This window comes from Pseudomonas sp. CP-1, assembly GCF_021213715.1.
Lineage (GTDB): Bacteria > Pseudomonadota > Gammaproteobacteria > Pseudomonadales > Pseudomonadaceae > Pseudomonas > Pseudomonas aeruginosa.
On record NZ_JAJQKY010000015.1, the window covers coordinates 94,695 to 113,666 of the forward strand.

At 68.5% G+C, this 18,972-nt stretch carries 16 protein-coding genes; 14 read left to right on the forward strand and 2 right to left on the reverse strand.

Features of this window, described 5'->3' with window-relative positions:
* The first annotated feature begins 257 nt into the window (after positions 1–257).
* The 4 genes from LT948_RS24710 to lpdA are packed head-to-tail and all read left to right on the forward strand — an operon-like array spanning position 258 to position 5,224.
* Positions 258–1,490, forward strand: coding sequence for a 3-methyl-2-oxobutanoate dehydrogenase (2-methylpropanoyl-transferring) subunit alpha (locus LT948_RS24710; protein WP_003124669.1), 1,233 nt, complete (start codon positions 258–260; stop codon positions 1,488–1,490).
* Positions 1,487–2,539 carry an alpha-ketoacid dehydrogenase subunit beta gene (locus LT948_RS24715; RefSeq protein ID WP_003089248.1) on the forward strand — a complete coding sequence of 351 codons (1,053 nt, stop codon included), beginning with the start codon at positions 1,487–1,489 and terminating at the stop codon, positions 2,537–2,539. Before LT948_RS24710 ends, LT948_RS24715 begins: the two co-directional genes overlap by 4 nt.
* Positions 2,540–3,826, forward strand: a complete 1,287-nt coding sequence (locus LT948_RS24720; protein WP_073657022.1) for a dihydrolipoamide acetyltransferase family protein — start codon at positions 2,540–2,542, stop codon at positions 3,824–3,826. It begins immediately after the preceding gene.
* A gap of 3 nt (positions 3,827–3,829) precedes the next feature.
* The gene (lpdA, locus tag LT948_RS24725; RefSeq protein ID WP_003120146.1) at positions 3,830–5,224 is read left to right on the forward strand and encodes a dihydrolipoyl dehydrogenase; all 1,395 of its coding nucleotides are present in this window, start codon (positions 3,830–3,832) and stop codon (positions 5,222–5,224) included.
* 132 nt (positions 5,225–5,356) lie between these two features.
* On the opposite strand, the gene LT948_RS24730 is transcribed toward lpdA, so the two are convergent.
* Positions 5,357–6,175, reverse strand: a complete 819-nt coding sequence (locus LT948_RS24730) for a transcriptional regulator (protein ID WP_003089253.1) — start codon at positions 6,173–6,175, stop codon at positions 5,357–5,359.
* Positions 6,176–6,343: 168 nt separating this feature from the next.
* On the opposite strand from LT948_RS24730, the gene LT948_RS24735 reads away from it, so the two are divergent.
* From LT948_RS24735 to pvcD, 6 genes are all read left to right on the forward strand, one after another.
* The gene (locus LT948_RS24735) at positions 6,344–7,789 is read left to right on the forward strand and encodes an alanine/glycine:cation symporter family protein (protein WP_003089254.1); all 1,446 of its coding nucleotides are present in this window, start codon (positions 6,344–6,346) and stop codon (positions 7,787–7,789) included.
* 99 nt (positions 7,790–7,888) lie between these two features.
* Positions 7,889–8,875 carry an asparaginase gene (locus tag LT948_RS24740; protein ID WP_024947110.1) on the forward strand — a complete coding sequence of 329 codons (987 nt, stop codon included), beginning with the start codon at positions 7,889–7,891 and terminating at the stop codon, positions 8,873–8,875.
* A gap of 214 nt (positions 8,876–9,089) precedes the next feature.
* Positions 9,090–10,076: a paerucumarin biosynthesis protein PvcA gene (gene pvcA, locus LT948_RS24745; protein WP_003139453.1), complete on the forward strand. Its 987-nt coding sequence runs from the start codon at positions 9,090–9,092 to the stop codon at positions 10,074–10,076.
* Positions 10,077–10,093: 17 nt separating this feature from the next.
* Complete coding sequence (pvcB, locus tag LT948_RS24750; protein WP_003089257.1) at positions 10,094–10,969, forward strand: paerucumarin biosynthesis oxygenase PvcB; 876 nt, start codon at positions 10,094–10,096, stop codon at positions 10,967–10,969.
* A 51-nt stretch (positions 10,970–11,020) separates the two neighbouring features.
* Positions 11,021–12,523, forward strand: a complete 1,503-nt coding sequence (gene pvcC, locus LT948_RS24755; RefSeq protein ID WP_042858150.1) for a paerucumarin biosynthesis protein PvcC — start codon at positions 11,021–11,023, stop codon at positions 12,521–12,523.
* Positions 12,516–13,163: a paerucumarin biosynthesis heme-binding protein PvcD gene (gene pvcD / locus LT948_RS24760; RefSeq protein ID WP_003120142.1), complete on the forward strand. Its 648-nt coding sequence runs from the start codon at positions 12,516–12,518 to the stop codon at positions 13,161–13,163. The genes pvcC and pvcD overlap by 8 nt, the downstream gene beginning before the upstream one ends.
* Positions 13,164–13,266: 103 nt before the next feature.
* On the opposite strand, the gene ptxR is transcribed toward pvcD, so the two are convergent.
* Entirely contained in the window at positions 13,267–14,205 is a 939-nt protein-coding gene (ptxR, locus tag LT948_RS24765; protein WP_003110741.1) for an HTH-type transcriptional regulator PtxR, read from the reverse strand.
* Positions 14,206–14,767: 562 nt separating this feature from the next.
* Between ptxR and ptxS the strand changes: the two genes are divergently transcribed.
* The 4 genes from ptxS (at position 14,768) to LT948_RS24785 (ending at position 18,956) form a co-directional block, all read left to right on the forward strand.
* Entirely contained in the window at positions 14,768–15,790 is a 1,023-nt protein-coding gene (gene ptxS, locus LT948_RS24770) for a transcriptional regulator PtxS (RefSeq protein WP_003089268.1), read from the forward strand.
* Positions 15,791–15,861: 71 nt separating this feature from the next.
* On the forward strand, positions 15,862–16,644 hold the full coding sequence (locus LT948_RS24775) for a TIM barrel protein (RefSeq protein ID WP_033995477.1): 783 nt from the start codon (positions 15,862–15,864) through the stop codon (positions 16,642–16,644).
* Positions 16,637–17,587, forward strand: coding sequence for a sugar kinase (locus tag LT948_RS24780; protein WP_003089272.1), 951 nt, complete (start codon positions 16,637–16,639; stop codon positions 17,585–17,587). The genes LT948_RS24775 and LT948_RS24780 overlap by 8 nt, the downstream gene beginning before the upstream one ends.
* Before the next feature lie 61 nt (positions 17,588–17,648).
* Positions 17,649–18,956: an MFS transporter gene (locus LT948_RS24785; RefSeq protein ID WP_003113740.1), complete on the forward strand. Its 1,308-nt coding sequence runs from the start codon at positions 17,649–17,651 to the stop codon at positions 18,954–18,956.
* Positions 18,957–18,972 lie beyond the last annotated feature (16 nt).

Here is an 18,972-nt window from a genome sequence, read left to right on the forward strand (position 1 = left end):
GCCGGAATACCTTAGTCAATTTGGAGCAAAAAACTAGCACCCGAAGCCTATACTGAAATTACAAAAACAAAACCCGAGGGCCTCACCATGAGTGACGTCACCCAGTACGACCGCGCCTGCCGTACCCCGGCATGCCTGCAACCCGCCCCCACCCACAGGACGGGAACCCGCCATCCGCCCAGTCCGCCGCTTCGAGCGCCGTTCGCCCGTTTCTGATCTCTCCAACCGTTTGGCCCGGACCGGGCCGGAGGCCTGTCATGAGTGATTACGAGCCGTTGCGTCTGCATGTCCCGGAGCCCACCGGGCGTCCTGGCTGCAAGACCGACTTTTCCTATCTGCACCTGTCCCCCGCCGGCGAGGTACGCAAGCCGCCGGTGGATGTCGAGCCCGCCGCGACCAGCGACCTGGCCTACAGCCTGGTACGCGTGCTCGACGACGACGGCCACGCCGTCGGTCCCTGGAACCCGCAGCTCAGCAACGAACAACTGCTGCGCGGCATGCGGGCGATGCTCAAGACCCGCCTGTTCGACGCGCGCATGCTCACCGCGCAACGGCAGAAAAAGCTTTCCTTCTATATGCAATGCCTCGGCGAGGAAGCCATCGCCACCGCCCACACCCTGGCCCTGCGCGACGGCGACATGTGCTTCCCGACCTATCGCCAGCAAGGCATCCTGATCACCCGCGAATACCCTCTGGTGGACATGATCTGCCAGCTTCTCTCCAACGAGGCCGACCCGCTCAAGGGCCGCCAGCTACCGATCATGTACTCGAGCAAGGAGGCCGGTTTCTTCTCCATCTCCGGCAACCTCGCCACCCAGTTCATCCAGGCGGTCGGCTGGGGCATGGCCTCGGCGATCAAGGGCGACACGCGCATCGCCTCGGCCTGGATCGGCGACGGCGCCACCGCCGAGTCGGACTTCCACACCGCCCTCACCTTCGCCCATGTCTACCGCGCGCCGGTAATCCTCAACGTGGTCAACAACCAGTGGGCGATCTCCACCTTCCAGGCCATCGCCGGCGGCGAAGGCACCACCTTCGCCAACCGTGGCGTGGGCTGCGGGATCGCCTCGCTGCGGGTCGACGGCAATGACTTCCTGGCGGTCTACGCCGCCTCCGAGTGGGCCGCCGAGCGCGCCCGGCGCAACCTCGGGCCGAGCCTGATCGAATGGGTCACCTACCGCGCCGGCCCGCACTCGACTTCGGACGACCCGTCCAAGTACCGCCCCGCCGACGACTGGACCAACTTCCCGCTGGGCGACCCGATCGCCCGCCTGAAGCGGCACATGATCGGCCTCGGCATCTGGTCGGAGGAACAGCACGAAGCCACCCACAAGGCCCTCGAAGCCGAAGTGCTGGCCGCGCAGAAACAGGCGGAGAGCCACGGCACCCTGATCGACGGCCGGGTGCCGAGCGCCGCCAGCATGTTCGAGGACGTCTATGCAGAACTGCCGGAGCACCTGCGCCGGCAACGCCAGGAGCTCGGGGTATGAATGCTATGAACCCGCAACACGAGAACGCCCAGACGGTCACCAGCATGACCATGATCCAGGCGCTGCGCTCGGCGATGGACATCATGCTCGAGCGCGACGACGACGTGGTGGTATTCGGCCAGGACGTCGGCTACTTCGGCGGCGTGTTCCGCTGCACCGAAGGCCTGCAGAAGAAATACGGCACCTCGCGGGTGTTCGATGCGCCGATCTCCGAGAGCGGCATCATCGGCGCCGCGGTCGGCATGGGCGCCTACGGCCTGCGCCCGGTGGTGGAGATCCAGTTCGCCGACTACGTCTACCCGGCCTCCGACCAGTTGATCTCCGAGGCGGCGCGCCTGCGCTATCGCTCGGCCGGCGACTTCATCGTGCCGATGACCGTACGCATGCCCTGTGGCGGCGGCATCTACGGCGGGCAAACGCACAGCCAGAGCCCGGAGGCGATGTTCACCCAGGTCTGCGGCCTGCGCACGGTGATGCCGTCCAACCCCTACGACGCCAAGGGCCTGCTGATCGCCTGCATCGAGAACGACGACCCGGTGATCTTCCTCGAGCCCAAGCGCCTCTACAACGGCCCGTTCGATGGCCACCACGACCGCCCGGTGACGCCCTGGTCCAAGCATCCGGCGAGCCAGGTGCCGGACGGCTACTACAAGGTGCCGCTGGACAAGGCGGCGATCGTCCGCCCCGGCGCGGCGCTGACCGTGCTGACCTACGGCACCATGGTCTACGTGGCCCAGGCCGCGGCCGACGAGACCGGCCTGGACGCCGAGATCATCGACCTCCGCAGCCTCTGGCCGCTGGACCTGGAAACCATCGTCGCCTCGGTGAAGAAGACCGGCCGCTGCGTCATCGCCCACGAGGCGACCCGCACCTGCGGGTTCGGCGCCGAGCTGATGTCGCTGGTGCAGGAGCACTGCTTCCACCACCTGGAGGCGCCGATCGAGCGCGTCACCGGTTGGGACACCCCCTACCCGCATGCCCAGGAGTGGGCGTATTTCCCCGGCCCCGCGCGCGTCGGCGCGGCATTCAAGCGTGTGATGGAGGTCTGAATGGGTACCCATGTGATCAAGATGCCGGACATCGGGGAAGGCATCGCCGAGGTCGAACTGGTGGAGTGGCATGTCCAGGTCGGCGACTCGGTCAATGAAGACCAGGTTCTCGCTGAGGTGATGACCGACAAGGCCACGGTGGAGATTCCCTCGCCGGTGGCCGGACGCATCCTCGCCCTCGGCGGCCAGCCGGGCCAGGTGATGGCGGTGGGCGGCGAACTGATCCGCCTGGAGGTGGAAGGCGCCGGCAACCTCGCCGAGAGTCCGGCCGCGGCGACGCCGGCCGCGCCCGTCGCAGCCGCCCCGGAGAAACCCAAGGAGACCCCGGTCGCGGCGCCGAAAGCCGCCGCCGAAGCGCCGCGCGCCTTGCGCGACAGCGAGGCGCCACGGCAGCGGCGCCAGCCCGGCGAACGCCCGCTGGCCTCCCCCGCGGTGCGCCAGCGCGCCCGCGACCTGGGCATCGAGTTGCAGTTCGTGCAAGGCAGCGGTCCCGCCGGACGCGTCCTCCACGAGGACCTCGATGCCTACCTGACCCAGGATGGCAGCGTCACGCGCAGCGGCGGCGCCGCGCAAGGGTATGCCGAGCGACACGACGAGCAGGCGGTGCCGGTGATCGGCCTGCGTCGCAAGATCGCCCAGAAGATGCAGGACGCCAAGCGACGCATCCCGCATTTCAGCTATGTCGAGGAAATCGACATCACCGACCTGGAAGCCCTGCGCGCCCATCTCAACCAGAAATGGGGCGGCCAGCGCGGCAAGCTGACCCTGCTGCCGTTCCTGGTCCGCGCCATGGTCGTGGCGCTGCGCGACTTCCCGCAATTGAACGCGCGCTACGACGACGAGGCCGAGGTAGTCACCCGCTACGGCGCGGTGCACGTCGGCATCGCCACCCAGAGCGACAACGGCCTGATGGTGCCGGTGCTGCGCCACGCCGAATCGCGCGACCTCTGGGGCAACGCCAGCGAAGTGGCGCGCCTGGCCGAAGCCGCGCGCAGCGGCAAGGCGCAACGCCAGGAGCTGTCCGGCTCGACCATCACCCTGAGCAGCCTCGGCGCGCTCGGCGGGATCGTCAGCACACCGGTGATCAACCATCCGGAGGTGGCCATCGTCGGCGTCAACCGCATCGTCGAGCGACCGATGGTGGTCGGCGGCAACATCGTCGTGCGCAAGATGATGAACCTCTCCTCCTCCTTCGACCACCGGGTGGTCGACGGGATGGACGCGGCGGCCTTCATCCAGGCCGTGCGCGGCCTGCTCGAACATCCTGCCACCCTGTTCCTGGAGTAAGCGATGAGCCAGATCCTGAAGACTTCCCTGCTGATCGTCGGCGGCGGTCCCGGCGGCTACGTCGCGGCGATCCGTGCCGGGCAACTGGGCATTCCCACCGTACTGGTGGAGGGCGCCGCCCTCGGCGGCACCTGCCTGAACGTCGGCTGCATCCCGTCGAAGGCGCTGATCCACGCCGCCGAGGAATACCTCAAGGCCCGCCACTATGCCGGCCGGTCGGCGCTGGGCATCCAGGTACAGGCGCCGAGCATCGACATCGCCCGCACCGTGGAATGGAAGGACGCCATCGTCGACCGCCTCACCAGCGGCGTCGCCGCGCTGCTGAAGAAACACGGGGTCGATGTCGTCCAGGGCTGGGCGAGGATCCTCGACGGCAAAAGCGTGGCGGTCGAACTCGCCGGCGGCGGCAGCCAGCGCATCGAGTGCGAGCACCTGCTGCTGGCCGCCGGCTCGCAGAGCGTCGAGCTACCGATCCTGCCGCTGGGCGGCAAGGTGATCTCCTCCACCGAGGCGCTGGCGCCCGGCAGCCTGCCCAAGCGCCTGGTGGTGGTCGGCGGCGGCTACATCGGCCTGGAGCTGGGTACCGCCTACCGCAAGCTCGGCGTCGAGGTGGCGGTGGTGGAAGCGCAACCGCGCATCCTGCCGGGCTACGACGAGGAACTGACCAAGCCGGTGGCCCAGGCCTTGCGCAAGCTGGGCGTCGAGCTGTACCTCGGGCACAGCCTGCTGGGCCCGAGCGAGAACGGCGTGCGGGTCCGCGACGGCGCCGGCGAGGAGCGCGAGATCGCCGCCGACCAGGTACTGGTGGCGGTCGGCCGCAAGCCGCGCAGCGAAGGCTGGAACCTGGAAAGCCTGGGCCTGGACATGAACGGCCGGGCGGTGAAGGTCGACGACCAGTGCCGCACCTCGATGCGCAATGTCTGGGCCATCGGCGATCTCGCCGGCGAGCCGATGCTCGCGCACCGGGCCATGGCCCAGGGCGAGATGGTCGCCGAGCTGATCGCCGGCAAGCGTCGCCAGTTCGCCCCGGTGGCGATCCCCGCGGTGTGCTTCACCGATCCGGAAGTGGTGGTCGCCGGGTTGTCCCCGGAGCAGGCGAAGGATGCCGGCCTGGACTGCCTGGTGGCGAGCTTCCCGTTCGCCGCCAACGGCCGCGCCATGACCCTGGAGGCCAACGAAGGCTTCGTCCGCGTGGTGGCGCGTCGCGACAACCACCTGGTCGTCGGCTGGCAGGCGGTGGGCAAGGCGGTCTCGGAACTGTCCACGGCCTTCGCCCAGTCGCTGGAGATGGGCGCCCGCCTGGAAGACATCGCCGGCACCATCCACGCCCATCCGACCCTCGGCGAAGCGGTCCAGGAAGCCGCCCTGCGCGCGCTGGGACACGCCCTGCACATCTGACTCCCACGAACCTCGGTAGCCGGCCAACCACCGGCGCACATTACCCCCTTGCCCGTCGGGCAAGGGGGCTTTTTTCGTGGCCGCGAACCGGGTCGTCAGCAGGTCTCACCGCCCTGCGCGATCCCCCGCCCCTCACTCCGTCTCCAGCAACCCATGCCGCAAGCTCCCCGCCGCCAGGCGCTGGCGAATATCCTCGTCGATCCGCGGATCGTCCGGGCGGTACAGGCGCACCTGGCGGTAGGCGTTGATCCGGTTGATTTCCGCACCGAGGTACTCCCAGACCACCCGGCTGCATGCCGGGGTCCGCCGGTCACCGCTGGAAACGCCCATCTTCAGGCCGTTCAGGCGGGTGATACGGCTCTTGAAACTGGGAATGAGGATGGTCTGGCTCATCTCGTTGAGGGTCAGCGACTCGTAGTCGATCAGGAACACCCGGTCCTGCAACTGGAAGGCCGCGCCGAGATAACGGCAACGCGCCCACTCCTCTGCCTGCACGTCGGTACTGCTGGTGCGCTCCTGGCGTTCCTGGCGCTCGAAGAGGAACACGCCGTCCTCCTCGTAGAGATGCACCAGGGAGAGCAGGATGCTGCCTGGCACCGACATGCAGTTGGCATATTCGAAGTAGTAGCCGCAGTAGCGGCCCAGGTCGCCGGCCTCGGCGCGCAGCGGTTGCAGCAGCCGCAACAGCGGGTCGTTGCTGGACTGGCGCGGCTGGGCGCTGGCACGGGCGCCGATCAGGCGGGCGAACTGTTCGGGCGGCAAGCCCAGCTCGTAGTCCTCGACGCCGAAGAAGTCGCCGATCCGCTTGCGGTTGTAGGGCGTCGGCTGGCTCTGGCCGCTGAGGTACTTGTTGAACTGCGCGCGATTGATCGCCAATTGCCGGCAAACCTCGGAAATCGAGCGGTAATGGCTGCAAAGCAGCTTGAGATTGGCGCCCAGGTGCTCGGACATCGGCGGCTCCGAAAGTGATGCTATGGACGCGATTCTAGCATCAGGTCGCATCAAGCAGGAGCAACCCGCGAAATTGTAACCGGGTGCGTCATGGCCAACCATGCGCCGCGCACCAAGGCGCTGCCGCAACGCACGCCGACACCAGAATAAGAACCGAGGTAGACCTCCATGCTTGAAATGCTCAACGATTTCCTTTCCGGAAAAGTCCTCATCGTCCTGATCGTCGGCCTGGGCGCCTACTTCACGATCCGTTCGCGCTTCGTCCAGTTCCGCCACTTCGGCCACATGTTCGGCGTGTTCAGGGAATCACTGCGCGGCCAGGCCGGCCAGCTCAGTTCCTTCCAGGCCCTGATGCTGAGCCTCGCCGGCCGGGTCGGCGCCGGCAACATCGCCGGGGTCGGCATCGCCGTGACCCTCGGCGGTCCGGGGGCGGTGTTCTGGATGTGGGTCACCGCGCTGGTCGGCATGTCCAGCAGCTTCTTCGAATGCACCCTGGCCCAGGTCTACAAGCGCAGCGACGGCGACGGCCTGTATCGCGGCGGCCCGTCCTACTACATCCAGCACGGCCTGAAGCTGCGCTCGATGGCGGTGGTCTTCGCGGTACTCCTGCTGGTGACCTACGGCTTCGCCTTCAACGGCCTGCAGTCCTACACCGTCACCCATTCGCTGCAGAACGCCTTCGGCTTCGCCCCGCAGCACACCGGGATCGCCCTGGCGGTGCTGCTCGGCGTGGTCTTCATCGGCGGCATCAAGCGCATCGCCGCGGTCTCCGACCTGCTGGTGCCGATCAAGACCCTGGCCTACATCGGTGTCACCCTGTACGTCATCGCCAGCCAGATCGAGCACGTCCCGGCAATGCTGGAAACCATCGTCAAGAGCGCCTTCGGCCTCGACCCGGCGTTCGGCGGCCTACTCGGCAGCGCCATCGTGATGGGCGTCAAGCGCGGCGTCTTCGCCAACGAGGCCGGCCTGGGCAGCGCGCCGAACGTCGCCGCGGTCGCCGCCGTGCGCCATCCGGCGGCGCAGGGCGTGGTCCAGGCCTTCAGCGTGTTCCTCGACACCTTCGTGATCTGCACCTGCACCGCCCTGCTGATTCTGCTCTCGGGCTTCTACACCCCGGGCTTCGAAGGCGACGGCATCGTCCTCACCCAGAACTCCCTGGCCGCGGTGGTCGGCGACTGGGGCCGGGTGTTCGTCAGCGTGGCCCTGTCGCTGTTCGTCTTCACCTGCATCCTCTACAACTTCTACCTGGGCGAGAACAGCCTGCAGTTCCTCAGCCGCAACCGCCTGGTGCTGATCGGCTACCGCGCGCTGGTGCTGGCCCTGGTGGTCTGGGGCTCGGTGCAGGACCTGTCCACCGTGTTCGCCTTCGCCGACATCACCATGACCTGCCTGGCCTTCGTCAACCTGATGGCCCTGGCTCTGCTGTTCAAGGTCGGCCTGCGGGTGATGCGCGACTACGACGTGCAGCGCCGCGCCGGGATCAAGCAGCCGGTGTTCGACTCGGCGCAGTTCGCCGACCTCGACCTGGACCGCGAAGCCTGGCCCGCCGGCCAGCACGCCGAGCCCCCGGCGCAGGCGGACGCCGAGCCGCTGCCGAGCGGCACTCGCTGAGTTTCGCGCAGGCGCCCTCCCCCTGGAGCGGCGCCTGCGCCACAATGGCGTCCCCTCTTCGCACGTCCGTCGCGAAAAGGCCCGACACAAGGATTACGGATGCTCCCAGTCAAGAACCTCTTCGTGCTCTACACCGGCGGCACCATCGGCATGTTGCAGACCCCGCAGGGCCTGGCCCCGGCCGGCGGCTTCGAAGCGCGCATGCGCGACCACCTGCAAAGCTTCGGCGACGCCCCGGACCTGCGCTGGCGCTTCGCCGAACTGCAACCGCCGCTGGACAGCGCCAACATGACCCAGGGCAACTGGCTGGCGATGCGCGACGCCATCGTCGCCGCGCTCGACGCCGGCCACGACGGCGTGCTGCTCCTGCACGGCACCGACACCCTGGCCTACAGCGCCGCGGCGCTGTCCTTCCTGCTCCTCGACCTGCCGATCCCGGTGCTGCTGACCGGCTCCATGCTGCCGGCCGGCGCGCCGGGCAGCGATGCCTGGGACAACCTGGTCGGCGCCCTGCGCGTCCTCCAGGAGGGCCACGCGCGCGGCGTACAGGTCTATTTCAACGATGCCCTGCTGCACGGCGCGCGAGTCAGCAAGCTGCGCAGCGACGCGTTCGACGCCTTCGCCGAACTGCCGCGACCGCGCCACGCCGAGCCTGCGCCGGTGCCTGCGGCGCTCGGCTACCGCCAGCCGCGCCGGGAAGTGAACCTCGCCGTGCTGCCGCTCTATCCAGGGCTGCGCGCCGCGCACCTGCGCGGGCTGCTCGACAGCGGCGTGGAAGCGCTGCTGCTGGAATGCTATGGCAGCGGCACCGGCCCGTCCGACGACGAGGAGCTGCTGGCGACCCTGCGCGAAGCCCACGCCCGCGGTGTGCTGCTCGCCGCGGTCAGCCAGTGCGCCTACGGCCAGGTCGAGTTCGGCGTCTACGCCGCCGGCAGCCGCCTGCGCGACGCCGGCCTGCTCTCGGCTGGCGGAATGACCCGCGAGGCGGCCCTGGGCAAGCTCTTCGGCCTGCTCGGCGCCGGCCTTGGACGCGACGAAGCGCAACGCTGGTTCGCCCTCGACCTGTGCGGCGAGAACGCCGACTGACCGCCCTGCGGCCGCCCGCCGGCGGCCGCTTCCTTCCGCCCTCCCCGCGATACGCGACAACGCCCGCGGCCCGCCCGTGCCCGGCGCCCATCGTCAAGCTTCAGCGAACAGTGTTTCCGGCCTTCCCCGGTTTATCCCCCGGCGGCGAGTCCACAGGATGTCGCCTTCCGCTGCCGGCCCCGCCGGCATCCGCCCACAAGGAGGAAACACCTGCATGTACGCCATCGCCGAAGACACCCTTCCCGCACGCGTATTGAAAGAACTGTTGCTCTATCGCCGCCGTTACCCCGAGCATCGCCAGAGCGCCAGCGAAGCGGACGAGGTCCGCCGCATCGAACAGGTCCAGTTGCCGCGCATCGCCGCCTTCATCGAAGCCGGCGAGCCCATCGAGTTCGTCCTGCCGGCGTTTCCGGCCAAGTCGCCGAACCCCGGCAAGGTCCTCGACAGCCGTCCGGACATGGCCGAGCGCCTGTCGCTGTCGTTCCTCAACCACCTGTGCCAGCGCATCCAGCTGTTCTATGCACCGGGCGCGAAGATCACCGTCTGCTCCGACGGCCGGGTGTTCGGCGACCTGGTGAGGATCGGCGATGCGCACATCAGCGCCTACCAGGATGCCTTGCGCCTGATGATCGAGGAGATCGGCGCCACCCATATCGGCGTGTTCAACCTGGAGGACGTACGCGCCTTCGAGGCCCAGCGCGACAACCACGAGCAGCTCCGCCAGTTGCTGATCGACGGCTACGCCGAGCCGCTGGAAAGCATCCGCGAGACCCTGCTGGCCAGCGAAGAAGGCCTGCTGCTGTACCGCGCCATCACCCGCTTCCTCTACGAGGACGGCCTGACCCCCGACTACCAGGGCTCGAAGACCGCCCTGCAACGCGACGCCAAGGAGCGCGCCTACGGGGTGATCCAGCGCAGCTGGGCCTGGGGCGCGCTGCTGGCCGACCAGTTCCCCCGCGCGATCCGCCTGTCCATCCATCCGCAGCCGGCGGACAGCCTGAAGTTCGGCATCCACATGATGCCGACCCGCGACGACTGGCTGACGCCCTGGCACGGCGTGGCGGTGAACACCGAGGACCGCTTCGTGCTGATGAAGCGCAGCGAGGTGCTGGAACTCGGCGGCGAACTGGTGCAGATCAACGGCCAGCCCAGTCACTACCGCCTGCCGGCCAGGGCCGCCCGGCGCGCCGCCGTGGCCTGAGCCCGAGGAGCCAGACGATGAACGCCTATCTCAGCGATCAACCGGTACGTCTCTCGCCGCTGCGCGACGAACAGGGCAACCAGCCGCGCTTCGGCCTGCTGCTGGAGCCCGGCCGCCCCGGCATGCACGTCGGCGAGCTGCCGGCGCAGTGGCTCAAGGGCCTGGCGCGCAGCCACCACCTGCTGCTCCTGCGCGGCTTCGCCGCCTTCGCCGACGCCGAGAGCCTGACCCGCTACTGCCACGACTTCGGCGAAGTGATGCTGTGGCCGTTCGGCGCGGTGCTCGAGCTGGTGGAACAGGAAGGCGCCGAGGACCACATCTTCGCCAACAACTACGTGCCGCTGCACTGGGACGGCATGTACCTGGAGACGGTGCCGGAATTCCAGCTGTTCCACTGTGTCGACGCGCCCGGCGACAGCGACGGCGGCCGCACCACCTTCAGCTCGACCCCGGCGGCGCTGCAACTGGCCGACAGTAGCGAGCTGGAACTCTGGCGCCGCGCCAGCGGCCGGTACCAGCGCAGCGCGGCGCACTACAGCAGCCGCTCGGCGGCGCCGATAGTCGAGCGCCACCCGCGCCGCGAATTCCCTATCCTGCGTTTCTGCGAACCGCCGGTCGAGGGCGACGCCAGCTTCATCAACCCCTCCGAGTTCCACTACGACGGCATCGCCCCGGAACAGCGCGGCGAACTGCTCGCCAGCCTGCGCCGCTGCCTGTACCACCCACAGGCGCACTACGCCCACCGCTGGCGCAGCGACGACCTGGTGATCGCCGACAACCTGACCCTGCTGCACGGTCGTGAGGCCTTCGTCCACCGCGCGCCGCGCCACCTGCGGCGGGTGCATATCCACGCCGAGCCGGCGCTGCGCAACCCGCACCTGCAGCGCGACTGACCGCCCCGCCGGCCGTGCGCGCCACGGCCGGCGTCCCGACAAGGAACCAGCATGAGCCATTCCGTCCCCAACGCGCTGATGACCGGCGCCGACTATCTCGACAGCCTGTGCGACGGTCGCCAGGTCTACCTCAACGGCGAACGGGTCGCCGACGTCACCCGGCACAGGGCGTTCCGCAACGCCTGCCGCAGCATCGCCGGGCTCTACGACGGCCTCCACGGCGAGCAGCGCGACGTCCTCACCCGGGTCGATGCCCAGGGCCGCCGCAGCCACCGCTTCTTCACCCCCGCGCAGAACGCCGAGGACCTGCTCGGCGCGCGCGAGGCGATCGGCTGCTGGTCGCGCATGACCTACGGCTTCATGGGGCGTACCCCGGACTACAAGGCGGCGTTCATGTCCGGGCTGGAGGCCGGCGCCGGCTTCTACGGCGACTACCGGCAGAACGCCTGCGCCTGGCACCGCGCCTTCGCCGACCGCGGGCTGTTCCTCAACCACGCGATCATCAATCCGCCGCTGGACCGCAGCAAGGCGATCCACGAGATGCGCGACGTGTTCGTCCACGTCGAACGCGAGACCGACCAGGGTATCGTCGTCAGCGGGGCGAAGATGCTCGCCACCGGCAGCGCCATCACCAACGCCACCTTCGTCGCCCCGGTCGCCTCGGCGCAGATGGAGGCCGGCAAGGCCGAGGACTTCGCCGTTGTGTTCTTCGCCCGCATGGACAACCCCGGCCTGCGCCTGATGTGCCGGCCATCCTACGAGGAGCGCGCGAGCAGTCCCTTCGACTACCCGCTGTCCAGTCGTTTCGACGAGAACGACAGCGTGCTGCTGTTCGACAAGGCGCTGATTCCCTGGGAGGACGTCCTGGTCTACCGCGACCTGCGCCGCGCCACCGGCTTCTATGCCGAGTCGGGCTTCGCCAACCTGTACAACTTCCAGTCCGGCATCCGCCTCGGGGTGAAGCTGGAACTGATGATCGGCCTGCTTTCCCTCGGCGTGCGCGCCAATGGCACCCAGGGCTTCCGCGGGATACAGGCGGCCCTCGGCGAGCTGATCGCCCTGCAGCACCTGCTGCAGGCGCTGACCACCGCCATGGCCCGCGACCCGGAGCGCAACGCCGCCGGTTCGGCGGTGCCGCGCCTGGAGTACGCCAATGCCCTGCGCATCCAGGTGCCGCAGATCTGGAAGCGTGTCCGCGAGTTGCTGGAAAGCGCCCTCGGCGGCGCCCCGCTGGTCACCGTCTCGGGCGCCGCCGACCTGCGCGACGGCGAGGCGCGGCGGCTGGTGGACAGCTACTACCGCGGTGCCGAGCTGGAGCCGGAGCAGCGCCTGAAGCTGTTCAAGCTGATCTGGGACGCCACCGGCAGCGAGTTCGGCGCGCGCCACGCGGTCTATGAGAGCCATTATTCCGGCAATGCCGAGCAGATCCGCCTCGACTCGCTGGCCTGGGCCAGCCGTCGCGGGCACCTGGCCTACTGCGAGGCGATGGTCCAGCGCTGCATGGCCGACTACGACATCCACGGCTGGCTACGGGGGCCCTGGCAGCATGACTGAGCGTAAACGCTGGCTGGCCGGCTGCCTCTCGGCCCTGCTTTCCCTGCCGCTGGCCGCCGCCGTGCCGGGCCCGGACGCGCCGGCCGACCTGGCGCGCGGCAAGGCGATGGCACAGAAGATGTGCTCGCGCTGCCACGACGACGACGGCAACGGCGGGCCACGACCGAACCGCAGCTACCCGAAGCTCGCCGGGCTCGACCGGGAATACCTGTACAAGCAGATCTACGACCTCAAGACCCAGCGTCGGCGCAACCCGGCCACCAACGGCCGCGGCGAGGAGCTGAGCGCGGCGGACGTGGTCAACGTCTCCGCCTGGTTCGCCGCCCAGCGCATGAGCGCCGGCGAGCAGACCCTGGCCGACCCGAGGCAACGCGAACGCGGCCGCCAGCTCTTCGAGGGCGGCCTGGCGCAGCGCGGCGTCCCCCCCTGCGTCACCTGCCACGGGCCCGCCGCCCAGGGCCTGGCGGCGCTGAAGGCGCCGCGCCTTGCCGGGCAATGGGCGGAATACCTGGCAACCCAGTTGCACGGCTTCCGCGACGGCAAGCGCGGCAACAGCGCGACCATGCGCGCGGTCGCCGGCGGCCTGGAGGATAGCGACATCCAGGCGCTCGCCGGCTACCTGGGCAGCCTGGGGCCGTAAGGCGAATAACCGCTCGCGGTTATCCGCCGCCTATCCGCGACGCCAGCGGCGAATAACGCCTGTGGCGTTATTCGCCCTCCCGCCCAGGCACGGATGCCCGGCGTCATTCGCCCTGCGCCAGGCGGAACGGCTCGCGACCGAGATGCTCGCGCAGCGACTCGATGAACGCCCTGACCCGCACCGGCATGTAGCGCGCCGAGGGGTACAGGGCATAGATGCCGCCCTGCGGCAGGTGCCAGCCGGGCAGCAGCCGGACCAGCCGCCCGCGGGCGATCTCGCGGGCCACCAGGAAGCTCGGCAGCACGCTGACGCCGGCACCGTCGAGCACCAAGCGGTACACCGCCAGGGTGTTGTTCGCCAGCAGGCGCCCTCGGGTCTGTACCGTGGCACGCTCGCGCTGGCGTTCGAAGGTCCAGGTCCAGGGCGTGCTCAGGCGGGTATGGCCGATCCATTCGCAGCGCGCCAGGTCGTGCGGCTGGAGCACCGGCGGCAGGCCGGCGAGGTATCCCGGCGTCGCCACGGCAACCTGCTGGAAGTCGCACAGTTTGCTGGCATGCAGGCCGGAGTCGCGCGGCCAGCCGATACGTACCGCGAGGTCGATGCGCTGGCCGACCAGATCGCTGAACTGGTCATCGGCCAGCATTTCCACCTGGACCTTGGGAAACTGCCGGATGAACGCCGCGGAAACGCTGCTGATGTGCCACTTGACGAAGTCCTGCGGCGCGGTGATGCGCAACCGGCCACTGGGCTCGCCCTGCAAGTCGCGCACATCGGAGAGCGCGCCGTCCAGCTCGCCGAGCATGCGCTGGGCCACGCCGAACAGCAGTTCGCCGCGATCGGTAAGGGTCATGCGACGGGTGGTACGGGTCAGCAACTGGATCCCGAGGTCGGCCTCCAGGCGTCGCAACTGCTCGCTGAGTAGCGATTTCGACAAGCCCAGGGCCTCCGCCGCGGCGGTGAAGCTGTTGTGTTCGGCGACGGCGACGAAGGCATACAAGTGATTCAGGTTCAGATGATTCAATCGCTCCAGGGCGGCGCTCATCCTGTCATTCCTTAGCCGGGAAGTGGGTCCGGACGGGTCTTGTCGAAAAAATCCTGCTGCGACGGAACGGCGGCATTCGACAGGACCCGCAACGATCGGTGAGCGTGATGACGCGACCGGGCGGTCAGGTCGTCGTTAAAGACCGCCAGGCGCGCATAAGTTTCAGCGCGCCACCTTCGTTTTCCGATAAGTGAGAACTGCTTCAGACGGTCGGCCGGGTGCTTTCATGTCAGCGAGCCCCGCCTGATTGATCGCTTTCTACCGACAAACCACTCTTAAAGTAGTTTCTCAAGTATTGGACAAACTTCCTTTTTATTTATGGAGATACGGCACATTCATCCCATTCGACATTAATAATCGAAAGCCATCATGCGAAACGATTATTCGTTTTTCATGAACAGCCTCCTGGCTGTCATGCCTGGCCGACCCTCGGTAGGCGTTTTTTTCCGTTGACGGGCATCGGCCTTCTGGTATTTTCTGAAACCGGTTTCAGCTCCTGGCATCCGCTGGCGAAGACCAGCCGGACACACCAATAAGAACAGCACCAAGAGGTACCAGGTCCGTGAATGGTTCAGTACTGCCCAGCCGTGGCCGCGTCACCATCAACCAGGTGGCCGAGGCCGCCGGCGTCTCCAAGGCCAGCGTGTCGCGCTATATCGGCGGCGACCGCCAGTTGCTCGCCGATGCCACCGCCCGGCGCATCGAGCGCGCCATCGACCAGCTCGACTACCGCCCCAACCAGATGGCCCGAGGCCTCAAGCGCGGGCGCACACGGCTGATCGGAATGCTGGTGGCGGACATCCTCAACCCCTACTCCGTGGCCGTCATGCATGGCGTGGAAACCGCCTGCCGCGAACACGGCTACAGCCTGGTGGTGTGCAATACCGACCGCGACGACGAGCAGGAACGTCATCACCTGGCCGCCCTGCAGTCCTACAACGTCGAAGGACTGATCGTGAACACCCTCGGCCACCATCCCGGCGAACTGCGCGCCCTGCACCGCGAACTGCCGATGGTGCTGGTGGACCGCCAGTTGGCCGAGCTGGATACCGACCTGGTCGGCCTGGACAACGCCGACGCCGTCGAACAGGCCCTCGACCACCTTCAACAACGCGGCTTCCGCGACATCCTGCTGGTCACCGAACCGCTCGACGGCACCAGCTCGCGGATCGAGCGGGTCCAGGCCTTCAATGCCTCCATCGGCCGGCGACCGGCGCTCAAGGGCCAGGTCCTGCAGACCGACGACTTCTTCCGCGACGGCCTGCGCGCCTTCCTTTCGGCCAGCGGCCCCGGGCCGAAGGCGCTGTTCACCTGCAACGGCGTCGCCACCCTCTGCGCTACCCGCCAACTGCGCGACCTCGGCTGCCGGCTGTTCGATGAGGTCGGCCTGCTGGCCTTGGACGAACTCGACTGGTACCCACTGGTGGGCAGCGGCATCACCGCCCTCGCCCAACCCACCGACGAAATCGGCCGCACCGCCTTCGAGCGCCTTCTGGCGCGACTCGAAGGCGACCGCGAGCCGGCGCGCCGGGTGACCTTCCCGGCGCAACTGATCGTTCGCGGCTCGACCCATCCACGCGGCTAGCGGCCTGCCGCCGGCGCGTTGCCGGCGGCTTTCGCACGGCCTGAAATGAAACCGGTTTCAGAGGATCGCCAATGTCCCTTCACCCTGTCTCCATCAGTCTTTCCAGCTACGGCGCGGACCTCGTTCGCAGTCGCGGCCAGGCCAGCTTCCTGCCCCTGCTGGGGATGGCCGGCGCGCAGCGCGTGGAACTGCGCGAGGAACTCTTCGCCGGCCCGCCGGATACCGAAGCGCTGACCGCCGCCATCCAGTTGCAGGGGCTGGAATGCGTGTTCTCCTCGCCCCTCGAGCTGTGGCGCGAAGACGGCCAGTTGAACCCCGAGCTGGAGCCGACCCTGCGCCGCGCCGAAGCCTGCGGGGCCGGCTGGCTCAAGGTCTCGCTCGGTCATCTGCCGGAACAGCCCGACCTCGCCGCCCTCGCCCGGCGCCTGGCGCGCCACGGCTTGCAGCTACTGGTGGAGAACGACCAGACGCCCCAGGGCGGCCGGATCGAGGTGCTGGAACGCTTCTTCCGCCTCGCCGAGCGCCAGCAACTGGACCTGGCGATGACCTTCGACATCGGCAACTGGCGCTGGCAGGAGCAGGCGGTGGACGATGCCGCCCTGCGCCTGGGCCGCTACGTCGGCTACGTGCACTGCAAGGCGGTGATCCGCAACCGCGACGGCAAGCTGGTCGCGATGCCGCCGTCGGCCGCCGACCTGCAGTACTGGCAGCGCCTGCTGCAGCATTTCCCGGAAGGCGTGGCGCGGGCCATCGAATACCCGCTGCAGGGCGACGACCTGCTCAGTCTCAGCCGCCGGCACATCGCCGCCCTCGCCCGCCTCGGCCATCCCCAGGAGGAACGCCAGCATGGCTGACTTCGAGATCCTCTGCTTCGGCGAGACCATGGCCATGTTCGTCGCCGAACAGCCCGGCGAACTGGACCGCGTCGAGCAGTTCGGCAAGCGCATCGCCGGCGCCGACAGCAACGTCGCCATCGGCCTCGCCCGCCTCGGCTTCGCGGTGGCCTGGCTGAGCCGGGTCGGCGACGACTCGCTCGGCCGTTTCGTACTCGACAGCCTGACCCGCGAGGGTCTCGACTGCCGCTTCGTCGAGGTCGACGCGCAAGCGCCCACCGGGTTCCAGATGAAGTCCCGCGAGGTCGATGGTGCCGACCCGCGGGTCGAGTACTTCCGCCGCGGCTCGGCGGCCAGCCGGCTGGGCCTCGCCCATATCCGCGAAGAAATGCTCGGCGCCCGCCACCTGCACGCCACCGGCATTCCGCCGGCACTCTCGGCGAGTGCCTGCGAACTGTCCCACGAACTGATGCGGCGCATGCGCGGCAAGGGCGCCAGCCTGTCCTTCGACCCCAACCTGCGGCCCTCGCTGTGGCCCAGCGAGCGCCGCATGATCGCCGAGATCAACGCCCTCGCCGCGCATGCCCACTGGGTCCTGCCGGGCCTGGAGGAAGGCCGCCTGCTCAGCGGCTGGCAGGAACCCGCGGATATCGCCGCGTTCTACCTGGACATGGGTGTCGACGCGGTGGCGATCAAGCTCGGCCCGAGCGGCGCCTACTATCGCGATGCCCACGGCGAAGGGCTGGTCCCCGGCGTGCCGGTGGCGACCGTGGTGGACACCGTGGGCGCCGGCGACGGCTTCGCGGTCGGGGTGGTCAGCGCGCTGCTGGAAGGCCTGCCGCTGCCCGACGCGGTGGCGCGCGGCAACTGGATCGGCAGCCGCGCGGTACAGGTCCGCGGCGACATGGAGGGGCTGCCGAAACGCAGCCAACTGCTCGACCGCGAGCGCCGCAGGAGCGCCTGAACCCGCCGCCCACGCGGCACCTGTTGCGACAAGAACAAGACAAGCTCAGGAGATACCGACCATGACCATGCCTCGCCTCGCCAGCAGCCGCTGGTGGTACATCATGCCGATCGTTTTCGTCACCTACAGCCTGGCCTACCTGGACCGCGCCAACTACGGCTTCGCCGCCGCCTCCGGGATGGCCGACGACCTGCGGATCACCCCCGGGCTGTCCTCGCTGCTGGGCGCGCTGTTCTTCCTCGGTTACTTCTTCTTCCAGGTGCCGGGGGCGATCTACGCGGAAAAGCGCAGCGTCAAGAAGCTGATCTTCGTCAGCCTGATCCTCTGGGGCGGGCTGGCCACCCTGACCGGGATGGTCGCCAACGTCTACCTGCTGATCGGCATCCGCTTCCTCCTCGGCGTGGTCGAGGCGGCGGTGATGCCAGCGATGCTGGTCTACCTCTGCCACTGGTTCACCCGCGCCGAGCGCTCGCGGGCGAACACCTTCCTGATCCTCGGCAACCCGGTGACCATCCTCTGGATGTCGGTGGTCTCCGGCTACCTGGTGGAGCATTTCAGCTGGCGCTGGATGTTCATCATCGAAGGCCTGCCGGCGGTGATCTGGGCCTTCATCTGGTGGCGCCTGGTGGATGACCGCCCGCGCCAGGCCGCCTGGCTGAGCGGCTCGGAAAAACGCGACCTGGAAGACGCCCTGGCCGCCGAGCAGCAGGGCATCAAGCCAGTGAAGAACTACCGCGAGGCGTTCCGTTCGCCAAAGGTCATCGTCCTCTCGCTGCAGTATTTCTGTTGGAGCATCGGCGTCTACGGCTTCGTCCTCTGGCTGCCGTCGATCCTCAAGCACGGCGCCAACATCGACATCATCGAAGCCGGCTGGCTGTCGGCGCTGCCCTACCTGGCGGCGGTGATCGCCATGCTCGGAGTGTCCTGGGCCTCGGACCGGTTGCAGAAACGCAAGCGTTTCGTCTGGCCGCCGCTGCTCATCGCGTCCATCGCCTTCTACGGTTCCTACGCCCTCGGCAGCGAGCACTTCTGGCTGTCCTACGCCCTGCTGGTGCTGGCCGGGGCCTGCATGTACGCGCCCTACGGACCGTTCTTCGCCATCGTCCCGGAAGTCCTCCCGGCCAACGTCGCCGGCGGCGCCATGGCGCTGATCAACAGCATGGGCGCGCTGGGCTCGTTCTCCGGCTCCTGGCTGGTCGGCTACCTGAACGGCATCACCGGCGGGCCCGGGGCTTCCTATCTGTTCATGAGCGGAGCGCTGCTGCTGTCGGTGCTGCTCACCGTGTTCCTCAACCCGCACGCCGACAAGCGCGAGCCCGATGCCGCTCGCGCGCACGCCTCGCGGCGGGCGGCGCCGGCCCACCCCTGACCGACTCCGGAGCATC

Excerpts from the sequence above, each read along its gene's own strand:
- LT948_RS24715 (WP_003089248.1), top strand. The coding sequence starts at position 1,487 with ATGAATGCTATGAACCCGCAACACGAGAACGCCCAGACGGTCACCAGC.
- LT948_RS24730 (WP_003089253.1), bottom strand. The coding sequence starts at position 6,175 with ATGTCCGAGCACCTGGGCGCCAATCTCAAGCTGCTTTGCAGCCATTAC.
- LT948_RS24785 (WP_003113740.1), top strand. The coding sequence starts at position 17,649 with ATGACCATGCCTCGCCTCGCCAGCAGCCGCTGGTGGTACATCATGCCG.
- pvcB (WP_003089257.1), top strand. The coding sequence starts at position 10,094 with ATGAACGCCTATCTCAGCGATCAACCGGTACGTCTCTCGCCGCTGCGC.
- LT948_RS24710 (WP_003124669.1), top strand. The coding sequence starts at position 258 with ATGAGTGATTACGAGCCGTTGCGTCTGCATGTCCCGGAGCCCACCGGG.
- LT948_RS24735 (WP_003089254.1), top strand. The coding sequence starts at position 6,344 with ATGCTTGAAATGCTCAACGATTTCCTTTCCGGAAAAGTCCTCATCGTC.
- pvcA (WP_003139453.1), top strand. The coding sequence starts at position 9,090 with ATGTACGCCATCGCCGAAGACACCCTTCCCGCACGCGTATTGAAAGAA.
- lpdA (WP_003120146.1), top strand. The coding sequence starts at position 3,830 with ATGAGCCAGATCCTGAAGACTTCCCTGCTGATCGTCGGCGGCGGTCCC.
- LT948_RS24780 (WP_003089272.1), top strand. The coding sequence starts at position 16,637 with ATGGCTGACTTCGAGATCCTCTGCTTCGGCGAGACCATGGCCATGTTC.
- pvcC (WP_042858150.1), top strand. The coding sequence starts at position 11,021 with ATGAGCCATTCCGTCCCCAACGCGCTGATGACCGGCGCCGACTATCTC.
- pvcD (WP_003120142.1), top strand. The coding sequence starts at position 12,516 with ATGACTGAGCGTAAACGCTGGCTGGCCGGCTGCCTCTCGGCCCTGCTT.
- ptxR (WP_003110741.1), bottom strand. The coding sequence starts at position 14,205 with ATGAGCGCCGCCCTGGAGCGATTGAATCATCTGAACCTGAATCACTTG.
- LT948_RS24720 (WP_073657022.1), top strand. The coding sequence starts at position 2,540 with ATGGGTACCCATGTGATCAAGATGCCGGACATCGGGGAAGGCATCGCC.
- LT948_RS24740 (WP_024947110.1), top strand. The coding sequence starts at position 7,889 with ATGCTCCCAGTCAAGAACCTCTTCGTGCTCTACACCGGCGGCACCATC.
- LT948_RS24775 (WP_033995477.1), top strand. The coding sequence starts at position 15,862 with ATGTCCCTTCACCCTGTCTCCATCAGTCTTTCCAGCTACGGCGCGGAC.